This is a genomic window from Bacillus sp. JJ1533 (genome assembly GCF_036965045.1).
Classification (GTDB): Bacteria; Bacillota; Bacilli; order Bacillales; family Bacillaceae_L; genus Ferdinandcohnia.
This window is the reverse complement of the sequence record NZ_JBALOV010000061.1, coordinates 1-26,208: the sequence shown is the minus strand read 5'-3', so window position 1 is coordinate 26,208 and position 26,208 is coordinate 1. Positions and strand designations below refer to the sequence as shown.

Below are 26,208 nucleotides of genomic sequence, written 5' to 3'. Positions count from 1 at the left end.
TACAAAGGGTACACTTTAGTTTAGCTATACCCTTTTAGTTTTAATTTTAGAGTCAAACTGATATTAAGGACAAATATTGCAAGTAAGCATCCGAGCAAAGTTTGGAAATCAAGTGTTGTTTAAAAGATTAATTAGTAAATATTCGTTTCCACACCTTCGAAAATTCATTCGCAATAACCGGTAAAATGGATAGACCCAGAATAAGAATCCAATCATTAAAGGTAAGAAAATGAATGCCAAACACATTGTTGAAAAACGGAATGTAGAAGCCCGACTTGAATGGCAATACCTACACAAATTGCGGCAATTAAGTATTTGTTTGTGAACAGTCCAACCTTAAAAATAGATTTTTTTCTACTCCTAAGGTTGAGGGAGTGGAACAATTGCGAAATACTTAATGTGATAAAAGCCATGGTTTGCGCGTGAATGAGTGCATCAGATGTAATGTTGCCATATTCTATTGAAAAGATAGAACTCGCTCCAGAATAGAAACGTAACCCTTCTACAAATGCAAACAAGGTAATGAAACCAATAAGCAAACCATTTAATACAGCAAATCTACCATTTCCCTTTGAAAATATACTTTCCTTTGGATCTCGCGGTTTTTCCTTCATCACATCAGGATCATCAGGATCCATCCCTAATGCAATAGCGGGAAGAGTATCTGTAATGAGGTTCACCCAAAGAATTTGGACGGCTGTCAGTGGAGCTGGTAAGCCGAGTAAAATACCAATGAACAAAGCAGTAATTTCTCCTAGATTACAAGAAAGTAAAAATAAAATAGATTTTTTGATATTTTGATAAATATTTCTACCATGTTCCACAGCGGATACGATCGTGGCGAAATTATCATCGGTAAGGATAATATCGGCAGCTCCTTTTGCCACATCCGTACCTGTGATCCCCATCGCTACCCCGACGTCTGCCTGTTTTAGTGACGGAGCATCATTCACACCGTCACCTGTCATGGAGACGATATGTCCGTTATCCTTTAATGCTTTTACAATACGCACCTTATGCTCGGGAGAAACCCGTGCAAATACGGTAATATTTTTAACTTTTTCTTGAAGCTCCAAATCACTGAGAATATCTAGTTCCTGGCCAAGTCATCGTTTGTGCCGCATTACTAGCTATCCCTAGTTCAGCTGCAATGGCTAATGCTGTCTTTTGATGGTCACCAGTAATCATATCCGTCTTAATTCCTGCGTCTTTACAATAGGCAATCGATGCTTTGACTTCCTCACGAGGCGGGTCAATCATCCCGATTAGACCAAGGAAAATAAGCTCTGATTCTAAGCTGCTATCGAGACTTTCGTTTTCTGGTACTTTTTTCATAGCAACAGCTAGAACGCGCAGGGCTTTGTCAGACATTCTTCCTGAATTTTATTCTCCTCTTGGAGGGTGAATGGAATAATATTTCCATTCCGATAAATAGCTGTTACCCTTGGTAAAATGCTTTCTAAAGCACCTTTCGTAAACGAAATAATGTTGCTATCATCCTTGTGAGCAGTTGTCATCATTTTTCGATCAGAGTCAAATGGAAGTTCGAAAATTCGCTTAAACGTTTTTTCAAGCGTCTCTTTCTGCAAGCCACAGTCCAACCCTGCCTGAACAAGGGCGATTTCAGTTGGATCCCCCGTACTTTGATCACGAGAGACTTGAGCATCATTACATAATGTAATCCCATGAAAAATGGATGGCTTTGTGCAAAATCTGGAGGAATGTCTCCTAACTCCTGAAAACGCTCATCCATAAAAACCGTGGTAACTGTCATTTTGTTTTGCGTAAGCGTTCCGGTTTTATCCGAGCAAATCACACTTACTGCACCCAGGGTTTCCACAGCAGGGAGCTTGCGGACAATTGCATGATGCTTTATCATCCGCCCAACAACCATGGCGAGCACAATCGTTACAATGGCAAGTAGACCTTCTGGAATTGCAGCAACCGCCAAACTAACAGCAATAAGGAACATGTCTAATGGTTCCCTGCCTTGAAAGAAACCAATGAAAAAGATGACAATTGAAACGATTATGGCTCCTATTCCTAGAAATTTACCGAGTTCATCTAGTTTCTTTTGAAGAGGGGTAATTTCTTTATGCTGCTGTCCAAGCATTCTAGCAATCTTTCCAATTTCCGTATCCATTCCGGTATCTACAACAACACCAATTCCTCTTCCATAGGTTGAAAGAGTTGTCATAAAAGCCATATTCCGTTGATCACCAATTGAAGCCTCTTGAGTCGTTATTGAAGATGCATCTTTTTCAACAGGAACAGACTCACCTGTTAACGCAGATTCTTCAATTTGTAGATTAGCTGTTTCCACAAGGCGTAAATCAGTAGGGACGTAGCGCCCAGCGTCTAAAATGATGATATCTCCCGGGACAATTTTCTCAGATGGAATTTCCCGAACGTTTCCATTCCTTTTTACAACGGCTTTTGGAGTGGACATCTTTTTTAATTCTTCCAATGCTTTTTCAGCCTTTGATTCCTGAACAACTCCTATTACAGCATTAAGAAGGATAACAATAAAAATGATTGCAGCATCTGTGATTTCGCCAACAATGGCTGAAATGACTGCTGCAGCAATAAGTATGTAGATTAACATGCTATTAATCTGATCCCAAAACATTTTCAAAATAGATGCTTTTTTATGATCTTCAAAGGTGTTTGCGCCAAACTTTTGAAGGCGTTCCGTCGCATCCCTTTCCGTTAGACCTTTTTCAAAATCGGTGGAAAGCTCTGTTTCTACTTCCGAAATCGATTTCTTATACCATTGAGTCATGTATATCAGCTTCTTTCCCCAAAAAAGTTTTCTCTTTCAAATATATTGGAAGTACCTTACAAAAATTATATCATCCTAAAAATAAAAGTTTGTGAGCTTTCTTCGACATTTCTAGAATATGGATAGGAACCGATTCACCTGTTCGACAAAATTTTTGATACAATGAGAAGATAAGAATGAAACGAATTTTACTCTCTTTAGGAGGTAACAATAATATGTCTCTACAATTTATATTGGGACGTGCGGGCACTGGAAAGTCATACACATGCCTTCAAGATATTCGGTCAAAGCTTCTTGACGACCCAACTGGTTCTCCGATTGTGTATTTAGTTCCCGATCAGATGACCTTTCAATCTGAATATGATTTAATCAGTACCCCTGGTATTGGCGGAATGATGCGAGCTCAAGTATTTAGTTTTACTCGTTTAGCATGGCGCGTTCTGCAGGAGACAGGGGGGATGAGTCGCTATCATGTCGATAATGTCGGAGTGAATATGCTTCTTCGCAAAATTATTGATTCCAAAAAGCAGGATCTTAAGGTTTTTTCACGTGCTGCTAATAAAAATGGATTCATTACCCAAATGGAAGAAATGGTTGCAGAGTTTAAACGATACTGTGTCACGCCTGAAATTCTAGAAGAACAAAAACAAACCATTGCACATGAAAATAAAGTGCTTTCTGATAAATTACATGACCTGCAGCTTTTATATGATGAATTAGAAAAACATCTATTTGAGAAATATGTTGATTCCGAGGATTATTTACGCCTTTTAGCGGAGAAAATTCCTCAATCTACTTATATAAAAGAGGCTGAAATATTAATTGATGGCTTTCATAGCTTCACCCCACAGGAGCTTGAAGTATTAGGTCAGCTCTTGAAAGTTTCTAAACAAGTTACAATCGCTTTAACGGCAGATAAAGCATACGATGTTCCACCACATGATTTAAGTCTTTTCCGGATGACTGGAAAAACCTATCAATCTATTATTCAGTATGCGAATGAAAATGGGATTAAGGTTGAGGAGCCGCTTTTGTTAACGAACCAGTATCGTTATTACGCAGAACCTTCGTTAGCCCATTTAGAAAAATATTTTGATGAACGACCAACTGTTCCATATCGAGGCCCAACTTCAATTACATTAAGCCAAGCGGTGAATCGACGTGCTGAAATTGAGGGGATTGCGCGTGAAATTCAAAAACTAGCGCGAAATCATCACTATCGCTACCGTGATATCGCAATTATGATTCGTAATGCTGGTGAATATCACGAAATCATTGAAACCATTTTTCAGGATTATCAAATTCCATTTTTCATTGACCAAAAACGTTCGATGTTAAATCATCCTCTAATAGAGCTAATACGATCAAGTCTCGAGGTTGTAAACAGTAATTGGCGCTACGAGTCCGTCTTTCGCTGTGTAAAAACAGATCTCCTATATCCATTTGGTGAAGAGATCTCCACACTCCGTGAGAATATGGACAAGCTCGAAAATTATGTGCTTGAATACGGCATTCAAGGCTATAAATGGACAAATGGTGAACGTTGGAAATATAAGCGCATAAGGGGCTTAGAGGATTCAGACCTACCACAAACAGATAAAGAACGTGAATATGAGGTTATGCTTAACGAACTTCGTGCCATGATTGTGGAGCCATTACTATCCCTCGGGAAACGTCTTCAAAAAGCGAAGAATGGCAGAGCCATGTGTGAGGCGCTATTTCTTTATTTAGAGGATCTTGAAATCCCTGCAAAAATGGAAGAGTTGAAGCTTAATGCGGAAATTGCAGGGAAACTTTCTGAAGCAAGGGAAAACGACCAAGTGTGGAATGCTGTATTAGAGCTACTTGATCAATATGTAGAAATCATCGGTGAAGAAAAAGTATCGCTAACCATGTTCAGCAATATGATAGAAACAGGTTTGGAAAGCATGAGATTTGCACTTGTGCCACCTGCAATTGACCAGGTCCTTGTGGCAAGCCTGGAGCGTTCTCGCCTTTCAAACATCAAATGTACTTTTATTATCGGAGCGAATGATGGAGTCTTGCCTGCCCGCCCAAATGAAGAAGGGGTATTTTCAGAGTCAGACCGTGAAGCCTTAGGTGATGCAGGCTTACAATTAGCACCAGGAAGCAGAGAAACATTATTAGATGAAAATTTCCTTATTTATTGTGCGCTAACAAGTCCGCAAGAAGCTTTGTATATTAGCTATCCGTTGGCAAATGAAGAAGGTAAATCCTTGCTCCCATCACCGATTATAAAGCGCCTAAAGGATGTTTTTCCAAATATAGAAGAAAAATTTTATATGAATGAGCCATCAGAGCTCTCAGCGAACGAGCAGCTGGAATATATCGTCAATCCTAATGTTGCCCTATCTTCTTTGGCAACTCAATTGCAGGCCTGGAAGAAGCAGTATCCGATTCAGGATTTATGGTGGGATGTCTATAATTATTTCGCCAACCACGATGAAATGAAATTCAAAAGTCAGCTTGTATTAAGCAGTTTATTTTATAAAAACAAGCCGAAAAAGCTTTCAAAAAAAATTACGGAAAGCCTATATGGAGACCATATCCAAGGTAGTGTCTCAAGAATGGAAGTGTTCCAGGGCTGTGCATTCTCACACTTTGCAAGCTATGGGCTTCAGTTAAAGGAGCGCAAAATATTCCGTTTGGAATCTCCAGACATCGGCGATCTATTCCATGCGGCCCTTAAAAAAATTGCAGACTCCCTAAGAATAAATGGAATCGACTGGCGTGACCTCACAAAAGAACAGTGTGACAAGCTTGCTGCTCAAGCGGTCGAAGAGTTAGCGCCGCGCTTACAGAAGGAAATCTTATTGAGTTCAAATCGCTACCACTACATCATGCATAAGTTACAGAAAATTATTAGCCGTGCATCCAAGATTTTAAGTGATCATGCGAAAGCAAGTGGCTTTGCACCGGTAGGGATTGAGCTTGGCTTTGGTAAAAAGGGACCACTGCCACCCATACGGTTTAATTTGGACAATGGCAGCACAATGGAACTTGTTGGTCGAATTGACCGCGTTGATAAAGCAGAAAGCTCAAAAGGCGTACTGTTACGAGTCATCGACTATAAATCAAGTCAAAAAGCGCTCAATCTTTCAGAGGTATACTATGGGCTCGCACTGCAAATGTTAACGTATTTAGATGTCATTATCACACATTCCAAGGATTGGATTGGAACGACTGCAAAACCAGCAGGTGTTCTATATTTCCATATCCATGATCCATTAATTCACTCAAATAAGGTACTGTCTGAGGATAAAATTGAAGAGGAGATCTTTAAGAGATTTAAAATGAAAGGACTCTTATTAGGTGACGAGGAGTCTGTCCGTTTAATGGACCAGTCCCTTGGAACAGGGTATTCTCAAATAGTCTCTGCAGCAATTAAGAAGGATGGAAGCTTTTATTCGAACTCACAGGTAGCGAGTGAAGAGGAACTTGGTTATCTACGTAATCATGTACGTGGCGTCTTTAAAAACACGGGAAATCGGATTACAAATGGTGAAATTGATATTGCCCCATATAAGCTAAAGGATAAAACACCATGTACGTTTTGTCCGTTTAAGTCAGTTTGTCAGTTTGACCAAAGCTTAGAAGACAATAACTATCGCGTACTGCCATATGAAAGTAAGGACGTCATCCTTGAGAAAATTCGGAATGGAGGTGTGAAAATTCATGACTAATCTCATACCAAAACCAGAAGGAAGTCAGTGGACGGATGATCAATGGAAAGCCATTGTGGCAAGTGGTCAGGATATTTTAGTGGCAGCAGCGGCCGGTTCAGGAAAAACAGCAGTACTTGTTGAGAGGATTATCCGTAAAATTTTGTCGAGTGAACATCCGGTTGATGTTGACCGTTTACTTGTTGTGACGTTTACAAATGCATCAGCAGCTGAAATGCGCAATCGAATTGGAGAAGCATTGGAAAAAGCTTTAAAGGAAGATCCTGCATCTTTACATGTGAGAAGACAGCTTAGCTTGCTCAATCGTGCCTCGATCTCAACTATCCACTCGTTCTGTTTGGAAGTCATTCGGAAATTTTATTATTTAATTGATATTGACCCAGGATTTCGAATAGCTGATTCAACTGAGGCAGAGCTTTTACGTGATGAGGTCATTGAAGAACTTTTTGAGGAGCATTACAGCAATCTAGAAAACACGAAATTCTTTGATTTAGTTGACCGCTTTACAAATGATAGAACTGACGTTGAATTACAAAATATGATTCGGAAATTATATGAATTTTCACGGGCCCATCCAACACCTAATGAATGGCTTAAACAGATTGCGGACGATTACCGTGTAGATGATCAGACACTAGATCAAACACCATATATTCCATATTTGTTAGCCGATATTTCGCTTCAGCTTGAGGGTGCAAAAGCCAATTTGGAGCATGCCATGGATTTGATTCGACTGCCTGGAGGACCAGCACCTCGAGCAGAAAATATTGAAGCAGACCTGGAACAAATTCATCGCCTCATACATGCAAAGAATCACTCATGGACAGCACTCTACCATGAAATGCAAACTCTTGTATTTGGAAGAGCCAAGCCTGTTAAGGGTGATGAGTATGATGAAAATCTGAAGGATCAGGTTACAAAATTAAGAGATGACTCGAAAAAGCTTGTTGAAAAAATAAGGGAAGACTTATTCAGTCGACCACCTGAAAGCTATTTAGACAATATTAAAGAAATGCAGCCTTCGATTGAAATGCTCGTTCAGCTTGTGATGGAATTTGGCGAGAGATTTCAGAAGGTAAAAGAGGAAAAAGGGCTCGTCGACTTTTCAGATTTAGAGCATTATTGTCTTGAAATTCTTCGTCAAGGAGGAACATCATCGGACGAACTTGTTCCGTCTGAAGCGGCTCTTGAGTACCGGCTTCAGTTTGAAGAAGCTTTTGTTGATGAGTACCAGGATACTAATATGGTACAGGAATCCATTTTAAAGCTTGTAACAAAAGATGGAGAAGCGACCGGGAATATGTTCATGGTAGGGGATGTGAAACAGTCGATTTACCGCTTCCGACTTGCGGAACCTATGTTATTTTTGAGTAAATACAGACGGTTTACCCAATCAGGCGAAAATACAGGATTAAGAATTGATTTATCGAAGAACTTCCGCAGCCGTGCAGAAGTCTTGGATGGAACGAATTATCTGTTCAAACAAATCATGGGGGAAGCTGTTGGTGAGATTGAATATGACGATGATGCGGAATTAAAGCTTGGAGCTGATTATCCCGAAAGTGATCAAATGGCTGCAGAATTAGTCTTAATTGATAAAAATGGTCAAGGGGCCGAAAGCTATGAACCTGAAGAATCTTCTGAGGATGAGGAGAGCATGGTACTTTTTGATGAGGCAGAATTAGAGACGGCTCAGCTTGAGGCTCGTGCGATGGCAAAGCAAATCAAGGACATGATCTCTTCCGGGTTCCAAGTGTTTGATCGTAGAGAAAATCGGATGAGAAGTATTACGTATCGTGATATTGTCATCCTGATGCGTTCCATGCCATGGGCTCCGCAAATTATGGAGGAGTTTAAACAACAAGGAATACCAATTTATGCGGATCTTTCTACAGGCTATTTTGATGCAACAGAAGTCGCCATCATGATGTCCTTATTAAAGGTGATTGATAATCCATATCAAGATATTCCACTTGCATCGGTTTTACGTTCTCCGATTGTTGGACTCGAAGCAGACGAATTGGCGAAAATTCGAACCTATGAAAAGAACAGTCCATACTATGAGGCGTTAAAGGTATACCTTGAGGAAGCATCTTCAGATGATGAGACTTACGAAAAGGTAACCCACTTTTTTCATAAACTAGAAACCTGGCGTACGAGAGCGAGAACAGGTTCTCTTTCAGATTTAATTTGGCAATTGTACCGTGAAACTTATTTTTATGATTTTGTTGGAGGCATGCCCGGAGGAAAACAACGTCAAGCAAATCTTCGAGCTTTATATGACCGTGCTCGGCAATATGAAGCGACTTCCTTTAGAGGATTATTCCGTTTCTTGCGTTTCATTGAGCGGATGCAAGATCGTGGCGATGATCTGGGTACTGCAAGAGCACTTGGGGAACAAGAGGATGTTGTTCGCCTTATGACGATTCATAAAAGTAAGGGACTTGAGTTCCCTGTTGTGTTTGTAGGTGGACTTTCAAAGCAATTTAATATGATGGATTTAAATAAAAGCTATTTATTAGATAAAGAGCTTGGATTTGGAACGAAATATGTGAATCCAACGCTTCGGGTTACGTATCCAACTCTTCCAATGCTCGCGATTAAGAAAAAGATGCATCTTGAACTAATTTCAGAAGAAATGCGTGTTCTATATGTTGCTCTCACAAGAGCAAAGGAAAAGCTGTACTTGGTAGGAACTGTCAAGGATTTAGAAAAACAGCTTGGAAAATGGCAGGCCACACTGCAAAATAAAGAATGGTTGATTGCAGACCATACTAGAGCGGGCGCAAAGAACTATTTGGATTGGATTGGCCCTGGTTTAGTTAGACATAAGGATGCTGAGTTGCTTCGTGGAGAAGAATCAATGGGTCAACTTCCAACAGACATTGTGAACCATCCAGCAAAATGGGTCATTCGAACAATCCCTGCGGTAGAGTTGCAAAAAATTGAACTTGGAGAAGAGAGCAAACATGAACAAATAGAGGCTGCACTAAAGGAAGGAAGACCAATTCCGGTTAGTAGTGATGCAGCTGAGCGGATCGAACATCAATTAACATGGCAATATCCTTTTAAATCTGCAGCAAATAAGCGTTCAAAACAGTCTGTCTCAGAGATAAAAAGACAGCGAGAGAGTATGGATGAACTTAGTGATGTAGCATTACTACCTCGATTCCGAGCTGCAAGTGCGGATCGACCAAGATTCATGCAGCAAAAATCATTAACACCGGCAGAACGTGGGACAGCTATGCATATGGTGATGCAGCATGTGGAATTAAGTGAACCAATCAATGAAGAGTTGCTTCGTGAGCAGATTCAAAAAATGGTTCATCATGAATTATTAACAATTGAGCAAGCGGATGTTATTGATATACAGAGTATTCTTGGATTTTTTAAATCAGGGATTGCCCAGCGGATGTTAGCAGCCGAAAGTGTAAGACGAGAGATTCCGTTTAGTGTTGCAATTCCTGCAGCTAAGGCCTATGCGGACTGGTCTGATGCACAACAAGAAAATGTCCTTATTCAAGGGGTCATCGACTGTATCTTTGAGGATGAAAAAGGAATTGTCTTAATTGACTATAAAACAGACGCGATTACTGGTAAATTTAGAAACTTTGAAGAGGCAAAACCTGAACTAGAAGACCGCTATCGCGTTCAACTAGAATTATACAGTAAGGCAATTGAACATATTTGGCGTAAACCACTAAATGAAAGATATCTATACTTTTTCGATGGTGGCCATTTGTTAGACGTGTAAATAGGGGAGTACTGCTCATTTTTTAGAGCAGTACTTTTTTCGTGGTCTAGGAAATTTTAAAATTTATCATTTTAGATAACTTATTATGGGTGAAGTCCAGCTCCAGCTCCAGCGCCTAACCAGTTTTCTCCTTGAATTGGCTTCGATGAGTATCTTGCGAAAAGTTTTGCTTTGAGCAGCTCGAGGTCATAAGCCAATCTGTCAAGAAGGATAACGTACATCCTTCTCGCCATCTTTTCTTATGCTTGTCGGACTTGCACAGGAAGTGCTGACATCGACGTTTGCCACAGGACGTGGCAGTAGTTAGTCGATGTTCCCCTTCAAGGCGCTTGCGCTTTTATTCTTCATTTCCAGCTAACTCTTTTATTCTCTGACATCCTCCTATGTTAAAATAATAGTACTAGATTTCGGTTTAAGGAAGGGGACTTTCAGATGAGAATTCTTCACACCGCGGATTGGCATTTAGGCCGATCCCTTGAGGGAAGAAGTAGATTAAAAGAACAAGCACAATTCTTGGACGAGCTTGTGAAAATCGTCGAAGAAGAAAAGATAGATGTTGTCTTAATGGCTGGAGATGCATTTGATACAGTGAATCCACCAGCTGTTGCTGAACAATTATTCTATGAAAGCATTGCCCGTTTATCAAACGGAGGCAAAAGGCCAGTTTCGATTATTGCTGGAAACCACGATAACCCAGACCGGCTGTCAGCAGCCGCACCACTTGCACAAAAGCAAGGAATTCAATTACTTGGCTTACCAACAATAGATGTGCAAACAATCTATGTTCCAACAACAAATGAAACTCTTAAACTAGCAGCTTTGCCATATCCATCTGAGTCACGTTTAGCCGAAGTATTATCAGATTCTCATGAAGAATTGATGCTTCGTGATAAATACGATCAGCGTATTCAAGGAATCTTTGCAGAAATGAGTAAGACCTTTACACCCGAATCTATAAATATAGCGATGAGCCATATTTATGTAACGGGCGGAAGTTCTACAGATTCCGAGCGTCCAATTGAAGTTGGTGGTGCCTATACCGTTGCCGCTACAAGCCTTCCGGAAGCAGCACAATATGTTGCATTAGGGCATTTACACCGACCACAAATGGTATCAAGAGCAAAAACGATGGCTCGCTATTCAGGTTCACCATTAGCCTACAGCTTTTCTGAGGCAGGTTACGCAAAATCTGTAACGATTTTAGATGCGAAACCTAGTCAGCCAATTGAAATGTCAGAACTGTTTTTATCAAGTGGAAAGCCGCTTGTAAGATGGAAAGCAAAAGAAGGCTTAGCTCAAGTCTACGCTTGGCTTGATGAAGGTAAGGATGCAAATGCATGGATTGATCTTGAAATATATGTAACAAACGCACTTTCGATTGAAGAGATACATCGATTACGAAAGCATCATAGCGGCATTATTCATATTCGTCCTGTTTTCGAAGAACTTGAAAACGAACAAGCAGAACGGACCGTGAATACAAATACCCCAATTGATGAGCTTTTTGTCCGCTTTTATGAAAAACAAACAGGCGGGGCGAAACCAGAGCCGGAGCTTACGAAATTATTTTTAGAGTTGATAACTGATGATGTAGACGAGGATGGTGACGAAGCTTGAAACCTATCACATTAACAGTAGCGGGGCTTCATAGCTTCCGCGAAAAACAAACGGTTGATTTTGGTTCCCTTTGTGAAGGGGGAGTTTTTGGGATTTTTGGACCGACAGGAAGTGGTAAATCCTCGATTCTCGATGCGATGACACTAGCCCTTTACGGGAAAGTTGAGCGCGCATCCAATAATACGCACGGAATTTTGAATCATGCTGAAAACCAGCTTCATGTTTCATTTACATTTGAGCTTGAAAATGCTAAAGGAACAAAGCGATATATGATTGAGCGCAATTTTAAACGGCAGGATGATTTAAAGGTAAAGTCCTCAATAAGCCGAATCATAGAAGTTGGAGAGGAATCAGTGGTTCTTGCTGATAAAATCGGTGAGGTCAATCAATTTGTACAGGATTTATTAGGCTTAACAATTGATGACTTTACTAGAGCAGTCGTATTACCACAAGGTAAGTTTGCTGAGTTTTTATCACTTAAGGGTGTTGACCGTAGACAAATGCTTCAGCGCCTCTTTAATCTCGAACAATATGGGGACAAGCTTAATAAAAAATTAAAAAATAAATTAACAACAGCAAAAAATGAGTTAAACGAAGTTGCTGCTGAACAAGCAGGACTTGGAGATGCATCAACAGAAGCAATCAAAGTAGCAGAGCAGGAGCTAAAAGACACAGAAATACTTCTTGAAAAACGCCAAAATGAAGTCAATAAAGTAGATGCTGATTTTGAAAAAAGTAAAAGTATATGGCAATGGCAGTTGGAAAAAAGTGAGTTAACTCAAAAGTTTATTGATATTGAACAGCAGAAGCCACATATCCTTCAGCTTGAGCGAAAAGTGAAGAATGCAGAAACAGCTACTCGAATCTTGCCATATTTAGAAGAATATGAGTCTTCTAAGGAGGCGCTAGAAAAAGCAACCAGCCGTTATCAAAGCTTACAAGATCAGTTAGCAACCAAAAAACGAGAAAATGAAGCAAAGACAAATGATTACCGTCAGGCAAGGCAGGAAAAAACGGAGAAACTACCAATATATTTAACAAAAAAACAACAGCTGACAGATGCTAAATCAGTTCAGGAAAAAGCACATGTTGTTGAACGGGAAGCAAATGAGCTTCAGGAGCAGTTAAACAGCATGAAATTCGTATTACGTGAAAAACAAAACCAAATCGAAACAATTACCGCATCAATTACGGTAGATACTGAAAAACAAAAAGAACGAAGAGAAAAGCTTGCCCGTTTATCTGTTCCAGCAGAACTACGTACCGAGCTACAGAAAGCCAATCAACAAAAGCAGACGATCATGTTTTCGAAGGCAAATCTGAACGAACAAAAAATAGAGCTAGAAAAAAGTCAGGGGCAGCTCGAACATTTAGAGAAAATGCTAGATTCACAAAATGCACTGCTTGACCAGGCAAAGCAAAGAGTGGAAGCAATCTTCTTGAAAAATGCATCCACATATGAAAATGTTTGTGATCGTGAAAGAGAAAGCGAAAAGCTCATTGGTTTTGCAGAAGTTAAACTTTCTAAGTTAAAGCAAGCACTAGAAGAAAACAGAAAGAAGAATCTTGCCATTCAGCTTGCTGGCCAGCTTCGAGCTGGAGAAGCATGCCCGGTTTGTGGTTCAAACCATCACCCGAACCCTGTATCCATTCATGAGGATCATGGAGATGAAATGGTTGCCCAAATCGAAAAACTGTCTAATGATATTACAACCATAAGAAATATTAAGCAGGAATTTACAACACTAAAACTCAAGCTCGAGCAAATTTCGGGAGGACTTGTTGGGGAGTACCCTGGTGAAATGAATTCCCCTGTCCAAGCCAATAAGCTTGTTCGTGAGGATGAGCTTGAAGATGTAGCAGGAACGCTTCAATCCCTTATAGTTGAACATAAATCTGTGCAGCAAGATTATTTAAAGCTCCAAGAAACCGGACGAAAAGCAATTCAAGATATTCGTGCAGCATTAAAACAGGTAAACCAGCTTGAGCAGACGAAGGAAATGAATACAAAATCCTTTAATGAGCTTCAGGCTCGTGTCACAAATTTACAAGAAAAAACAAAGGAACAGTACTTGGAATGGAAGAAGTCCTTTCCACAGCTTGATTTCGAAACAGTTGAAGCAAGGCTAGATGACATTTCAAAAAACGATAAATTGGCACAAAGTTTATCTGCAGAAATTGAACAATGCACAATAATGCTTGAACAAAAGGAACAAGAAAAGCAAAAGTATCAAAATGAAAGCAATGGGCTTGATCGTCAAATAATTGAAATCAGTTCCACTTTAAAAGGTAAACTCGAAGCCTTGACTGAGGCACGTGAAAAACTTGCAAAAGAAATAGGTAGCAGTCACATCGATCAATTAATCGTTGAAACTGAACAAACGATAACCCAGCTTGAGCAAACGGAAAATTTGGCTTACGAAGCATGGCAAAAGGTCCAAATGGAATGTCAAAAACTTGAAAACGAAACCCATGCTGCTTTGCAAGCATTACAGGATGGGACAATTCGAAGCGAAAAAGCATCGGCAAAATGGGCTGAGGTTCTTGGAACAACAAGCTTTTTAGAAGTTTCCGATGTGAAGGAATCAATTTTATCAAACCAACAACAAGCGGAGCTTCGTTCACAAATTGAGCGATATTGGGATCACTTCAAGCAAATCCAAACGGATTTACAAAAAATGAATGACTTACTAAAAGGTGAAGAACTTACAAAAGAAAAATGGGATGAAATTCAAAAAGTTCGGATGGAAATGAAAGAAATGCTTAATCAGGCTGTTGAATCGAAGGGGGCAGCCTTTAAGGCCCTTCAAGTATTAGTAGACAAACATGAGCGATTCAACGAGCTTGAAGACCGCCGTAATAAACTTGAAAAATTAGTAGAACAATATAACAAGCTTCAATCCGTTTTTAAAGGAAATAGCTTTGTTGAGTTTATTGCAGAAGAACAACTTGTACAGGTAAGTCTTGAAGCAACAGAACGGCTAGGAATTTTAACAAGACAACGCTATGCGGTAGAAGTAGATTCACAGGGCGGATTTATTATGAGGGATGATGCAAATGGTGGAGTGAGACGTCCGGTCACTACACTTTCTGGTGGCGAGACCTTCTTAACATCATTGGCATTGGCTCTTTCACTGTCAGCTCAAATCCAGTTAAGGGGTGAATACCCGCTACAATTCTTCTTCTTAGACGAAGGATTCGGCACATTAGATGCTGACCTGCTAGATACGGTTGTGTCAGCACTAGAAAAATTACATTCAAAACAATTAGCAGTAGGGGTGATTAGCCACGTCCAAGAATTAAGGGCAAGATTGCCTAAACGCTTAATTGTTGAACCTGCGGAACCATCAGGTAGAGGTACACTTGTGAGATTAGAAACTTTATAGGGACATAGGAAAAAGGCCATCAATAGGCCTTTTTTCTATGCATTAGCTTTCATGAGTTGATCCGCGAAATCTTCGTCATTTGTATTTGTAGAGTTTAATCCATTATTTGTACAAATAAAATCTCCAGTATTAAATGAGCCTGACCCGGAGTAAGTCTTCGCCGTATCCTTTGGTGAAACATAGAAGGAGTCTCCAAAATTAACAACTCCGCCACCGACATTCACTATTTTTATGGGTCCTACAATTGCTGGCATATGCGTCATCCTTTAATATGCATTTTCATGCTATTACTTTATGTGAAAATAAGAAATTCGTGAACTATCTTTCAGTGTTCCGGTTACCTAATAATTTTCGAATATGTTTAACTTTTGCTTGTGTCTCGATCTCTCTGGTAGAGCCAATTTGGAGTACGGACGAGGTAGAGATAGCTTGAATTCTTATGGCATTTACCTTAATAACGGGATTTTGATGAAAGGTATCCATCCTTATTTCTTCATCAATTGTTACTTTGGGTAGCTCCCTTTCAAAAAAAGGAAATGCAGAAAAATTTCCTTCATTCGAAAAAAATAATGGGACTTCTTTTTGAACAGCAAGTGCTTGCGATACAGGAGCAATTCTTCTTGTGTCGCCAACCTCGATAATGCTACTAAATAGAACAGCATTTATTTTAATGAAATCAACAACAGATATCCTTTTCATTTTTAATCACCGTGTAGCAAGTGGAACAAATGGTCCAATGATTAAAGATTCGGGTGGAGTGTCAAATGCAGAGGCCATAGAAATGGTCTGGGCATCTCCAACAATAAAAACAGATGATGTCGAAACACCAACAATATCAATATGTCCAACTTGAATTTCTTTGTTAACTACTGTAAAGTTCACGGTTCATTCCCCTTTGTCGTGGATTTAGGCAGATGCTTAATATAGGTAGTAATTGAACTTTTTATATCATTTTTAATATGGTTAATTATATTTTGGAACACTTGCATTTCATTTGAGGGATTTTGTAATTCCGTATGATTTTGATTTAGATAATGAAGGATACGATCAGGGATTTGTTTCTGGATATCATCAATAATGAAGCCTGAGTGCCCCTCATCTAGAGCTGTTCTTTCCTGTTTCGCAATTCCTTCAATAAGTTCCGGACCTTCATTTGATAAATATTCATCTATATTATCTTGAATCTCGTCAAGTAATCCTTTATGAACATGTCGAACATCTGGTATATTCATTTTTCCTTGACCTACGGAAAAGTCCTCTATTGGTTCTCCATTCATTGGATTTAAACCAATGTTTAATGTACCTTCCAAAGTCTCAACCTTTAGTTGGTCAAACTTATACTCTATCCGCTCTATCGTTGTAGCAGGCTGCTTCTTTAATTCGGCCATTTGTGTTTGAATTTCTTTAAGGGATTGCTCTAATTGGTTTATCCGCAGGTTTTGTTGCTGAATATACTGATAAAGATTCTGTATATATGAGAAATTCGTCGTACAATCATAATAAGGATACAAAGCATTCACCCTTTCTAAAAACTCTGTTATGGTTTACACTATTCAGTTAGGGTGGAATGGGTGAATGCCCATTATCTTACTCCCGTTGCACCAATTACAGGGGCTACTGCTGCTGCACCACCTGTACCGGCTAAAGGAACTGCAGGTGATTCTAACAGATTTGTTGCTTTCGTTGTAATTTCTGGAGCTGGTTTGGTAAATCCACCTGTATTATAAAGATGAGCAGAAGGTCGAATAACTCCAGCACTTCCAATTTGTAGGACAGATGAGTTTGCAACACTCCCGACTCTTAATGTTTGTATACAAATACTTTGATTTATATAAAAATTCATTTGCGTATACTCCCCCCTTAGGCGTTTCCGACAACGACACTATCAATTGTATCTACATCATATGAGTTCGTTACACTCTGATTATTATAGACACGATTTCCATTCCCGGTATTAAATGAGCCAGCTCCAGCGAATGTTTTGGCAGTAGAAACAGGAGCGATTTGAAATACATCCCCTACATTCATGACACTGCTATTCCCGATGCTATTTACTTTTATTGCTCCAACAATTGCTGGCATATTAAAACACCCTTTTAAATATCAAAATAAAAAAATACGAAATAGGAAGTTGCTACATGTAGATGTGATTACGATATTCTATGATAAACACCCAGAAAATGTGATTGAGATGATGATGGGATAAGGGTTTAGTAATATTTTTCTAGAGATTTTGAAAGGCTTCTCTTATAATCGAATAAGGAAATGTTAAGGAGTTGTACGAATGAGTAATCAACAATTAAGCCCAGTAATGGGGGCGGAACGAATTCATTCCATTGATGTGATTAGGGGGCTAGCGATATTCGGTATTTTCTTTGTGAATACGCCTTCGTTTTTTTCGCCGATTCTGTATTTAAACCCTAAAGACTGGTGGAGTGGTGAACTTAATCAATGGACAAATAGTATTGTGGACATTTTTGCCCAAGCTAGCTTTTATACCCTGTTTTCGTTTCTTTTCGGATTTGGTATGGTTCTGTTTAAGGAAAGGGCAGTAGCTAAGGGTTATTCATTTTATCCATTAATGACAAGAAGATTAATTGTGCTTTTATTGTTTGGATGCTTACATGCATTCTTTGTGTGGCATGGAGATATCTTAATTACCTATGCGATTGTCGGGGCAATTTTTCTATTTTTTCATAAGGCTAAACCAATTACGTTACTCATTTGGGCATTAGTGCTCATCTTTGTGCCTAATCTATTTCTTGGTGGAATGATGTTTTTAGCTATCATGTTCGAGCCAGGGGTAAGTGACATTATGTTCAATGAGCAGCTCGCTCAAAAAACTGCAGAGATTTATGCTACAGGCGGGTTCTGGGAAATTACCATGCAGAGATTCCAAGATTGGTATTATGTAAATAATGTCAGTAGCATTTTTGTATTACTCATTACTTTACTTCCAATGTTTCTTCTTGGTGCATTTATTGCAAAGAAAAAGTGGTTTGAAGGTCGTGATGAGGATATTAAGAAAGTAAAGATCCTTTGGCTGATTTCGTTAGTGATTGGGGTCCCTATGAAGTTACTTCCTTACTATACATCGAAAAATGTTGCGACCGATTATTTACAGGATTCAATAGGTGGTCCAGGTACTGCTATTTTATATGCAACATCGATTGTTCTGTTAATGAGACGGCCAATTTGGAAGAAGTTGCTCACACCATTCACGTTTGTTGGGCGCCTTTCCTTAAGTAATTATTTGTTCCAATCATTTATTTGTACGCTGTTGTTTTATGGATATGGTTTTGGGTTATATGGAAAAGTGGAGTTATATACAGGATTCATTCTCACGATTGTGATTTTTATTGTCCAAGTTATATTAAGCTATTTATGGCTGAAAAAATTCAGATTTGGACCATTTGAATGGGTTTGGAGAACATTAACCTATGCCCAAAGGGTCATATAAGAAAAAAGGCTATTCGCGAATAAAGCGAATAGTCTTTTTTAGTTTACCATTTTCAATTTTTTCTCTTTGGTCTTTTGATAAATATTCAATAACTGGTCTAATTCTTGACTGCACTTTACTGTCTCCCAAGCAGTAAAGCCGTGCTGATCCGCTAAAGTTGTCATTTTACGGCGCTTTAATTCAATTGCAATTTTCAACATGAACATTTTCATTTCTCCATTTTTTTGTACATTTTCTCTAAGAACCATTAGACTAAAGTAGTATATACAAGACTTGTACTATTATTATACCTGCCTTTACAAAGAATAAAACAGGTTCGCTAAAACCTCTTAAAAAGTTACAAAATAATACAAAGTTCTACAAAGTATCCAAGCAGGAAAAATAACATTAAAAATAGAATTTATTACGGTAGAGATATAAGAGGTGATGATAATGAGATTTGTTACGGCTGAAAAGAATGGAAAACAATTTATCGGGTTAGTAAACGAAACACTTGATCAAGTACTCGATCTAAAAGCGATCGAAATGCAAATGGATGGGTCATCGATCATTCCAGAAACAATGACTGAGGCTATTTCTCAAGGGAAGCCATTTTTAGAGAAGGTCGATCATCTTAAAATGTGGGCATTAACACATCCTGATGCAGACGGAGTGTTTCCGATTGAGGATCTAACAATAAAGGCGCCCATCCCAAGACCAAGTAAAAATATTTTATGTGTGGGTAAAAATTATGCGGACCATGCGATTGAAATGGGAAGTGCTAAGGATATCCCCGAGCATGTCATGATGTTCACAAAGGCACCAACAACAGTTGTGGGTCCTGATGAAGTCGTGCTGAATCATCGTAATATAACTGAGCAACTGGATTACGAAGGGGAATTAGCAGTGGTAATTGGTAAAGAAGGACGCGGTATTCAAGAAAGTGAAGCAATGGAGTATGTGTTTGGATATACGATCATCAACGATATTACAGCTCGTGATCTACAATCAAGACATAAGCAATTTTTCCTTGGAAAAAGCTTAGATACAACATGTCCAATGGGGCCAATGCTTGCACATAAATCATTGATCCCAAATCCAAGTCAATTATCTGTAACCACAAAAGTAAATGGAGAAGTGCGACAGGCAGGGAACACAAGCCAGTTTATCTTCCCGATTGAAAAAATTATTTCAGTCATTTCACAAGGAATGACATTGGAGCCTGGTGATATTATTGCAACTGGTACACCAGCAGGGGTAGGAAAAGGCTTTAATCCACCACGCTTTCTAAAAGCTGGTGACCTTATTGAAATAACAATAGATGGGCTTGGAACATTACGAAATAAAATTGAGGAGTAAAAAAGAAATGTACAAGGGGACAGGAGCTAGACACTAAAGGTCAGTACGTCACAAAAACGACATATTTACTATATCAACAGTGAAAAAGGACCAATTGTACCTTTTTATTTACATCTTAAACATGCTATGATAATCCATGAATGAAAAAGAAAAAGGAGGAAGTAGTACATGTCAGTCAATACTCATGCACATATTACTTCTTGGGTAGTTGCTATTATTCTATTTGTTATAGCAGCAACAATCCTGAATAGGGCCGGAAAAGAAAAATCTCAAAAAATTGTTAAAATGATTTTACGTTTATTTTATTTATTCATTTTAGCTACAGGTTTACTACTATTATTTGGTGGAGTAGTAATTGATGGTGAATACATAGGTAAAGCGATCCTGGGTGTATTAACAATTGGATTCATGGAAATGATTTTAGCACGTTCCAGTAAACAAAAATCAACTGGATTATTCTGGGGATTGTTTATTGTTGTGTTAGTTTTAACTATCGGATTAGGAATGAAACTTCCATTAGGTCTTTGGAGATTCTAAAAGTTTTGTGAAAAAGCCACTATTTATGGTGGCTTTTTCTCTTTTTTCTGTGTTTTTCGACAAAAAACTATGATATCTTTATGAATAGATACTTACTTCATGAGAGAAAAAAGAGTGGTGAAACTCGTATTGAGAACCTATAGCCTAGTTTGTGAAGATTTAAATGACATGGATAAATTTGTAGAGCAACACGAGCTTACTTCTGAAAAACATGTACTACTACAAATTTTCACGCGGTTTACAGATGAACAATTCAATCAAGATATCGTTACAAAAACGAAGGAACTAGTGCCACATGCGGTAATCATGTTCATGCCGATTGATGAAACTAAAACTAAATCAAATTCAACAGAAAATAGAATGATTACTTGCACCGTTTTTTCTGAAGAAAGACAAATGACTAGTATTTTATCACTTTCTGAAAAGGATGAACGACAGGTATTTTTGGCATTATCCGACTCGATACATAAATCCTTACATGATATTGAAACCTATTATGAAAAAAAAGCTGAGGAAAAGATATCTTGCTTAGCCTATTATGATGCAGAGACCGGCTTACCGAATCGCTTGCATTTCACAAATCAAGTAGAAAATTTTGTCCAGCGATTTTCAAAGAAAAAAAAACAAAGTAAATTTGCTGTTCTATTTATTGATCTTGACCGTTTTAAAATGATTAATGATACAGTTGGGCATTATGCGGGAGATATTATTCTTAAGCAACTCGCAAAACGGATTCAAGGACTGCTTCCTAAAAAGAGTTTCCTAGCAAGATTTAGTGGTGATAAGTTTACGATTCTAATAACCGAGGAAGTAGATGTGGAAAAGATTGTTGACCTAGGTCAAACACTTTTGCATGATATCGCTAAACCAATTATGTATGAAGCTCGTGAATTTTTTTTAACTGGAAGTGTAGGAGTTAGTTTTTATCCAAACGATGGGATCACGACTGAGTTATTATTTAAACATGCTGATACGGCGATGAACCTTGCAAAACAGCAGGGCGGCAACAAAATGAAGTTCTACTCGAAAGAGATGAATCAGCAAGTCTTGTATAAGCTTGAGCTCGAAGGCTATTTACGAAAAGCGCTTGAAAAGAATGAATTTCATTTATGCTTTCAACCGCTAATTGATTTAGCGTCTGGCGAAGTCTATGGTAGTGAGGCACTAATAAGATGGGAGCATCCCAAGCTTGGACTTGTATCACCTGGTGAATTTATCCCTCTTGCAGAGGAAACGGGGCTCATCCAAGAGATTGGTAGATGGGTCTTAAAAGAGGCTTGCCAAGAGAATAAAAAATGGCATGATATGGGCTATGATTATTTAACAATTTCCGTTAATGTATCAGCAGACCAATTCCAGCAAATCAGCTTTATTAACGTGGTGAAGGAGGTTTTGTTAGAAACAGGACTTCCTCCGCAATATTTAACACTTGAGCTTACTGAGGGCGTGATGCTAAGAAACATTAACCATAGTGTCATTGTTATGAAGGAACTCCAAAAACTTGGCGTTAAGGTATCCATCGATGACTTTGGTACCGGCTATTCATCACTAAGTTATCTAAAGGATTTGCCAATCAATACTTTAAAAATTGACCGGTCCTTTATTAATAATCTCAAGGTTAATACGACTGATATCGCGATCGTAAAGGCCATTATTACGATGGGGCATGGACTTGCAGTGAAGGTGGTTGCTGAAGGTGTCGAAACCGATGAGCAAATTGCATTACTAAAGGAACTCGAATGCCATTATGCTCAAGGCTTCTATATTGATCGTCCAATGAAAAGTGAAGAGTTTGAAAAAGGCTTGGCAAAGCTTAAAGCCCTTTAAAAATAAGGGGGCTGTTCATGAGTGAAACAGCCTCCAATTTATTTGCATAATGTGGATAAAATGGCTCTCTTGCCATTTGCTAATGTAAATTCAAAGCGATCCTTCTTTAGTTTTCCTCGCGAAAAATGATGGTGAACTGATAAAAGCATTTCAGTATTATCAAACATTATAAAATTGACACCTTCAGTTTCTCCAAATTCTTCTTGGTACAATAATTGATTGTGGCAATGTAAACAATCATATAATGAAAACGAAAGTTTATTCAAAGTGGACGTAAATCGAATAAATTGATCTTCCGAAAAAGATTCCAGCCATTCCTTATAGGCCAATGTGAACTTTTTGCGGAAGCGAAGACAATCTCCATTATCCAGCTTATAGTAATAATTATTCATCTGGATTAAGCCATCCTCTACAAAAATTCCTTTTTCCCATTTATTTATAGTAAAAACTTCTACTTCCTTGCCAATCATTTCTTCAAGCATTGATGCCTCGTCAGTTTCAGCATCGAAGAAGATCCATTGATCATTAATGCATTCTGTTTTACCTGTAATAAAAGAGCGCTTTTGTTCATTTATGCTGCAGAGACGTTGTTGTAGATCCAAAATAAATCCTCCATCCATAGCTGAATTATTTGAAAGTAGTTTGTATCCTCTTTTTTAGACAAAAGTAGAGGAAATTATAACTAGGACTTTTTGGTAAATTCTCATGAAGATTTCTGGATGTTACAATTTTTGAGGATACCTTCTACAAAAAGCGCAAAAACAGCCTGAACTTTTTCAGGCTGTTATGTTTGTATTTTCAACTGGGGCAACAAATGACTTTTTCTCCCATGCCCGGGAACGCCATCTCCAAAGCATGACAAGTCCACGAACCCATTCATCTACAATAAAAGAAATCCAAACTCCAACTAAACCGAGCTCAAAGTGAACCCCAAGCAGATAAGCAATCGGCACACATATTCCCCACATCGAAAGGATTCCCATGTAAACCGGCAATTTTACATCACCAGCTGCCCGTAATGCATTGATAAGAACAAGGTTAAAAGCTCGGCCTGGTTCAAGAATGATTGTCAAAAGGATAAGGACACCACCTGTTTTAATGATGTCTTGATTATCTGTAAAAATACCTAATAGTGGTTCCTTAAAGAATGAAAAAATAATGGCCATTGCTGCTGAAATTAGAATGGCAAGCTTTAAGCTTTTTAAGGCTCTCCTATAAGCATCATTGATTTGACGAGCACCTATCATTTGGCCAACTAAAATCTGTGTTCCTTGACTTATTGCCACACTAAACAGGAAGATGAACATCATTAAATTTTGTGCATACACCTTTGTCGTAAGGGCCTGCGTTCCCATAATGGTAATAAAATACGTGATGAACATCTGAGAGGAGTTGTAGGAAAGTTGCTCTCCTGCAGATGGTATACCAATTTTAAGTAGATTTTGAAGATGCTCTTTCGGTAATCGAAAAAATCTTTTAATAGGAAGACCATGATTTACTCGTTTTATTAAAAGGTAGGTGATGATAATTAGACCTACTAATCTACTAAAAGAAGTTGAAATCGCCACCCCTTCTACACCAAGAACTGGTAAACCAAACGGTCCAAAGATAAATATGTAATTACCGATGATGTTTAGGATATTCATTCCAATGGTGACGTACATTGTGTCCCGAGTAAAACCATAGCTTCGGATAACCGCTCCAATTGTCATAATAAGTGCTTGGAGAAAGGAGAATACACCGACGATTCGAAGGTAGCTATCCGCTTCATCTAACAGTTCAACTGGTAAATCCATTAAAAGCAGGAGTTTTTTACTCCAAATAAAAACAATAACACTTAGAATTAGACCAAATACAAGGTTAGCAAAAATGGAAATGACTGCTACCTCAGCTGCACCTTTTTCATTATTAGCACCAAAATGCTGAGCCACTAAAACGGACGTACCGGTAGCAATGAATCCAAACATGACAATAATTAACGAGAGGATTTGGTTAGAGACTCCGACTGCAGCAACTGAATTATCGGAATACATACTCAGCATTAACGTATCTGCATTCCCCATTAACATATGTAACAGCAATTCAATAAAGATTGGCCATGTTAACGCAAACAATGTTAATTTTTTTGTATTGATAGAAGTATCCAAGCTGTCAACTCCCTTTATATCCATTATGAAAAACTATATTAGTGTATCACAGAATGTGTAAAGAAAGAATAGTCATTTTTACAGAAAAAACCATGATGTTTTTGTCATATTGTTAGACTTATAAATATGTACAAAATATGAACATACACTTGTATCATTTGACTTTTAAGTAGGGGTAAGGTTACTTTAAATTTAATAGTACTAAGAGAGTAGGAGTTATATGATGAAGAAAAAGTTTTATATTGTAGCTTTGCTGATTCCGTTGTTACTGTTTTCAGCTATTCCTGTGGTGGCTGCTGATAATGTAACAATCGATGAAGAAAGCATTTATTACATAGTGGTCGATCGTTTTAATAATGCCGAAAGTGCGAATGATTCAGAAGTGGACCTTTCAAATCCTACAGCCTATCATGGGGGAGACATCCAAGGCGTCATTAGTCGGCTTGATTACGTGAAGGATATGGGATTTACTTCGATTTTATTATCACCTATATTTGAAAATGAATCGGATACCTTTTATCCGTATGTGGTAAAAGACAGACGTACAATTAATGAACATTACGGTACTTCTGATGATTTAAAGCAGCTTGTCAAAGAAGCGCATGACAAAGGAATGAAAATCATTTTAGATCTTGGAGTCCATTCAAATGATGAAACGTTAAATGATGAATTGATTGAAGTTTCAAAACAGTGGGTTCAAGAAGCAGATATCGATGGCTATAAACTAGATCTTGTTGATGGAGTGTCAGCAAATTTTATTGAGACATTATCAACGCAACTAAAAGATGAAAAAGAAGATTTTCTTTTGCTGGGACAACCTGTAGGGGTGGATAAAAAACTGCAGGAACTTGAAGCAGCCGGACTCGATTCGATTTTTAACATAATCCCTTATGAAGGCATGACAAGCTTTAGTGTTCCAGACCAAGCCTTTAAAGATGTCGAAAAAACATGGGAACAAGCCCAAGCATTTGAAAATCCGAATGCCTTGCTCAAATTCCTTGATAATACAAATACAGTTCGATTCACCTATTTAGCTACAGAGGCTAATGAACATCCGGCACCACGACTTAAAACAGCATTGACGTATTTGTATACAACACCCGGAATTCCTGTTATTTTGTACGGTACAGAAATTGCGTTAAATGGAAGTGAGTCACCAGGTAACCTCGGTTTAATGGACTTTCGAACAGACAAAGAGTTAGTTGATTATATAACATTGCTTGCGAAGATAAGGTCAGGTGTACCTGCTTTAACAAAAGGAACCATTGAATTAGTCAAAAATGATGCAGGTTTGCTTGTTTTTAAAAGAGAATATGAAGGAGAAGCAGCTTTTGTTGCAATAAATAATACAACGAAAACACAGAGTTTTACTTTAACGACTGACGAGGTTGGAGACGATAAGGAATTATTTGGACTTATTACGGAGGAGCTTATTCGTCCAACGGACAGTAAATTTGATGTTGTTGTAAATCGTGATGTTTCGGAAGTGTTTGTCGTTCGAGATACGACTAAAATTAATTATACATTATTATTTGCCGTATTTATTGTACCTGTGTTAATGATTGGATTCATTTATTTGAATAAAAAACGACATGGTAAATCGAAACCAGAGTAAAAGGAAAGCATCATCCCATGTATAAAGTGTACCCTTTGTAA

At 38.4% G+C, this 26,208-nt stretch carries 19 protein-coding genes and 1 pseudogene; 9 read left to right on the top strand and 11 right to left on the bottom strand.

Going from position 1 to position 26,208, the window contains the following annotated elements; all coding sequences use genetic code 11:
- Positions 1–127 precede the first annotated feature (127 nt).
- Positions 128–2,782 (bottom strand): annotated as a pseudogene (locus V7138_RS24680) (cation-translocating P-type ATPase).
- A gap of 215 nt (positions 2,783–2,997) precedes the next feature.
- Between V7138_RS24680 and addB the strand changes: the two are divergent.
- Both addB and addA read left to right on the top strand, forming a co-directional pair.
- Entirely contained in the window at positions 2,998–6,486 is a 3,489-nt protein-coding gene (gene addB / locus V7138_RS24675) for a helicase-exonuclease AddAB subunit AddB (RefSeq protein ID WP_335402604.1), read from the top strand.
- Positions 6,479–10,240 (top strand): helicase-exonuclease AddAB subunit AddA, encoded by a 3,762-nt coding sequence (gene addA, locus V7138_RS24670; protein ID WP_335402602.1) that lies wholly within the window; start codon positions 6,479–6,481, stop codon positions 10,238–10,240. Before addB ends, addA begins: the two co-directional genes overlap by 8 nt.
- A gap of 83 nt (positions 10,241–10,323) precedes the next feature.
- Here addA and V7138_RS24665 read toward each other — a convergent pair whose 3' ends face one another.
- On the bottom strand, positions 10,324–10,461 hold the full coding sequence (locus V7138_RS24665) for a hypothetical protein (RefSeq protein WP_335402600.1): 138 nt from the start codon (positions 10,459–10,461) through the stop codon (positions 10,324–10,326).
- Between the two features lie 211 nt (positions 10,462–10,672).
- Between V7138_RS24665 and V7138_RS24660 the strand changes: the two genes are divergently transcribed.
- Complete coding sequence (locus tag V7138_RS24660) at positions 10,673–11,857, top strand: exonuclease SbcCD subunit D (RefSeq protein WP_335402598.1); 1,185 nt, start codon at positions 10,673–10,675, stop codon at positions 11,855–11,857.
- A complete protein-coding gene (locus V7138_RS24655) occupies positions 11,854–15,243 on the top strand; it encodes an AAA family ATPase (RefSeq protein ID WP_335402597.1) in 3,390 nt (1,129 codons plus the stop codon). The genes V7138_RS24660 and V7138_RS24655 overlap by 4 nt, the downstream gene beginning before the upstream one ends.
- A 35-nt stretch (positions 15,244–15,278) precedes the next feature.
- Here V7138_RS24655 and V7138_RS24650 read toward each other — a convergent pair whose 3' ends face one another.
- The 6 genes from V7138_RS24650 to V7138_RS24625 form a co-directional block, all read right to left on the bottom strand.
- Entirely contained in the window at positions 15,279–15,497 is a 219-nt protein-coding gene (locus tag V7138_RS24650; protein ID WP_335402595.1) for a spore germination protein, read from the bottom strand.
- A 64-nt stretch (positions 15,498–15,561) separates the two neighbouring features.
- On the bottom strand, positions 15,562–15,942 hold the full coding sequence (locus V7138_RS24645; protein WP_335402593.1) for a spore germination protein GerPE: 381 nt from the start codon (positions 15,940–15,942) through the stop codon (positions 15,562–15,564).
- A gap of 6 nt (positions 15,943–15,948) precedes the next feature.
- Positions 15,949–16,125, bottom strand: coding sequence for a spore gernimation protein GerPD (locus tag V7138_RS24640; protein ID WP_335402591.1), 177 nt, complete (start codon positions 16,123–16,125; stop codon positions 15,949–15,951).
- Entirely contained in the window at positions 16,122–16,754 is a 633-nt protein-coding gene (gerPC, locus tag V7138_RS24635; RefSeq protein ID WP_335402589.1) for a spore germination protein GerPC, read from the bottom strand. Before gerPC ends, V7138_RS24640 begins: the two co-directional genes overlap by 4 nt.
- Before the next feature lie 71 nt (positions 16,755–16,825).
- Positions 16,826–17,086: a spore germination protein GerPB gene (locus V7138_RS24630; RefSeq protein ID WP_335402588.1), complete on the bottom strand. Its 261-nt coding sequence runs from the start codon at positions 17,084–17,086 to the stop codon at positions 16,826–16,828.
- Between the two features lie 17 nt (positions 17,087–17,103).
- Positions 17,104–17,325: a spore germination protein gene (locus V7138_RS24625; protein ID WP_335402586.1), complete on the bottom strand. Its 222-nt coding sequence runs from the start codon at positions 17,323–17,325 to the stop codon at positions 17,104–17,106.
- Positions 17,326–17,527: 202 nt separating this feature from the next.
- Between V7138_RS24625 and V7138_RS24620 the strand changes: the two genes are divergently transcribed.
- Entirely contained in the window at positions 17,528–18,703 is a 1,176-nt protein-coding gene (locus V7138_RS24620; protein ID WP_335402585.1) for a DUF418 domain-containing protein, read from the top strand.
- Positions 18,704–18,741: 38 nt separating this feature from the next.
- On the opposite strand, the gene V7138_RS24615 is transcribed toward V7138_RS24620, so the two are convergent.
- A complete protein-coding gene (locus V7138_RS24615) occupies positions 18,742–18,909 on the bottom strand; it encodes an aspartyl-phosphate phosphatase Spo0E family protein (protein WP_335402583.1) in 168 nt (55 codons plus the stop codon).
- Positions 18,910–19,135: 226 nt separating this feature from the next.
- Between V7138_RS24615 and V7138_RS24610 the strand changes: the two genes are divergently transcribed.
- The 3 genes from V7138_RS24610 (at position 19,136) to V7138_RS24600 (ending at position 22,405) form a co-directional block, all read left to right on the top strand.
- Positions 19,136–20,041, top strand: coding sequence for a fumarylacetoacetate hydrolase family protein (locus V7138_RS24610; protein WP_335402582.1), 906 nt, complete (start codon positions 19,136–19,138; stop codon positions 20,039–20,041).
- A 168-nt stretch (positions 20,042–20,209) separates the two neighbouring features.
- Positions 20,210–20,578 carry a YisL family protein gene (locus V7138_RS24605; RefSeq protein WP_335402581.1) on the top strand — a complete coding sequence of 123 codons (369 nt, stop codon included), beginning with the start codon at positions 20,210–20,212 and terminating at the stop codon, positions 20,576–20,578.
- A 114-nt stretch (positions 20,579–20,692) separates the two neighbouring features.
- On the top strand, positions 20,693–22,405 hold the full coding sequence (locus tag V7138_RS24600; protein ID WP_335402579.1) for a putative bifunctional diguanylate cyclase/phosphodiesterase: 1,713 nt from the start codon (positions 20,693–20,695) through the stop codon (positions 22,403–22,405).
- A gap of 38 nt (positions 22,406–22,443) precedes the next feature.
- Here the strand turns inward: V7138_RS24600 and V7138_RS24595 are convergent, their stop codons facing one another.
- Both V7138_RS24595 and V7138_RS24590 read right to left on the bottom strand, forming a co-directional pair.
- Positions 22,444–23,007: a DUF2777 domain-containing protein gene (locus V7138_RS24595; RefSeq protein ID WP_335402577.1), complete on the bottom strand. Its 564-nt coding sequence runs from the start codon at positions 23,005–23,007 to the stop codon at positions 22,444–22,446.
- Positions 23,008–23,181: 174 nt separating this feature from the next.
- Positions 23,182–24,576 (bottom strand): MATE family efflux transporter, encoded by a 1,395-nt coding sequence (locus V7138_RS24590; protein ID WP_335402575.1) that lies wholly within the window; start codon positions 24,574–24,576, stop codon positions 23,182–23,184.
- A gap of 199 nt (positions 24,577–24,775) precedes the next feature.
- On the opposite strand from V7138_RS24590, the gene V7138_RS24585 reads away from it, so the two are divergent.
- The gene (locus V7138_RS24585) at positions 24,776–26,167 is read left to right on the top strand and encodes an alpha-amylase family glycosyl hydrolase (RefSeq protein ID WP_335402574.1); all 1,392 of its coding nucleotides are present in this window, start codon (positions 24,776–24,778) and stop codon (positions 26,165–26,167) included.
- Positions 26,168–26,208 lie beyond the last annotated feature (41 nt).

Coding starts and splice junctions, on each gene's coding strand:
- addB (WP_335402604.1), top strand. CDS start 2,998: ATGTCTCTACAATTTATATTGGGACGTGCGGGCACTGGAAAGTCATAC.
- addA (WP_335402602.1), top strand. CDS start 6,479: ATGACTAATCTCATACCAAAACCAGAAGGAAGTCAGTGGACGGATGAT.
- V7138_RS24665 (WP_335402600.1), bottom strand. CDS start 10,461: ATGTACGTTATCCTTCTTGACAGATTGGCTTATGACCTCGAGCTGCTC.
- V7138_RS24660 (WP_335402598.1), top strand. CDS start 10,673: ATGAGAATTCTTCACACCGCGGATTGGCATTTAGGCCGATCCCTTGAG.
- V7138_RS24650 (WP_335402595.1), bottom strand. CDS start 15,497: ATGCCAGCAATTGTAGGACCCATAAAAATAGTGAATGTCGGTGGCGGA.
- V7138_RS24645 (WP_335402593.1), bottom strand. CDS start 15,942: ATGAAAAGGATATCTGTTGTTGATTTCATTAAAATAAATGCTGTTCTA.
- V7138_RS24630 (WP_335402588.1), bottom strand. CDS start 17,086: ATGAATTTTTATATAAATCAAAGTATTTGTATACAAACATTAAGAGTC.
- V7138_RS24625 (WP_335402586.1), bottom strand. CDS start 17,325: ATGCCAGCAATTGTTGGAGCAATAAAAGTAAATAGCATCGGGAATAGC.
- V7138_RS24620 (WP_335402585.1), top strand. CDS start 17,528: ATGAGTAATCAACAATTAAGCCCAGTAATGGGGGCGGAACGAATTCAT.
- V7138_RS24615 (WP_335402583.1), bottom strand. CDS start 18,909: ATGTTCATGTTGAAAATTGCAATTGAATTAAAGCGCCGTAAAATGACA.
- V7138_RS24610 (WP_335402582.1), top strand. CDS start 19,136: ATGAGATTTGTTACGGCTGAAAAGAATGGAAAACAATTTATCGGGTTA.
- V7138_RS24605 (WP_335402581.1), top strand. CDS start 20,210: ATGTCAGTCAATACTCATGCACATATTACTTCTTGGGTAGTTGCTATT.
- V7138_RS24590 (WP_335402575.1), bottom strand. CDS start 24,576: ATGGATATAAAGGGAGTTGACAGCTTGGATACTTCTATCAATACAAAA.
- V7138_RS24585 (WP_335402574.1), top strand. CDS start 24,776: ATGAAGAAAAAGTTTTATATTGTAGCTTTGCTGATTCCGTTGTTACTG.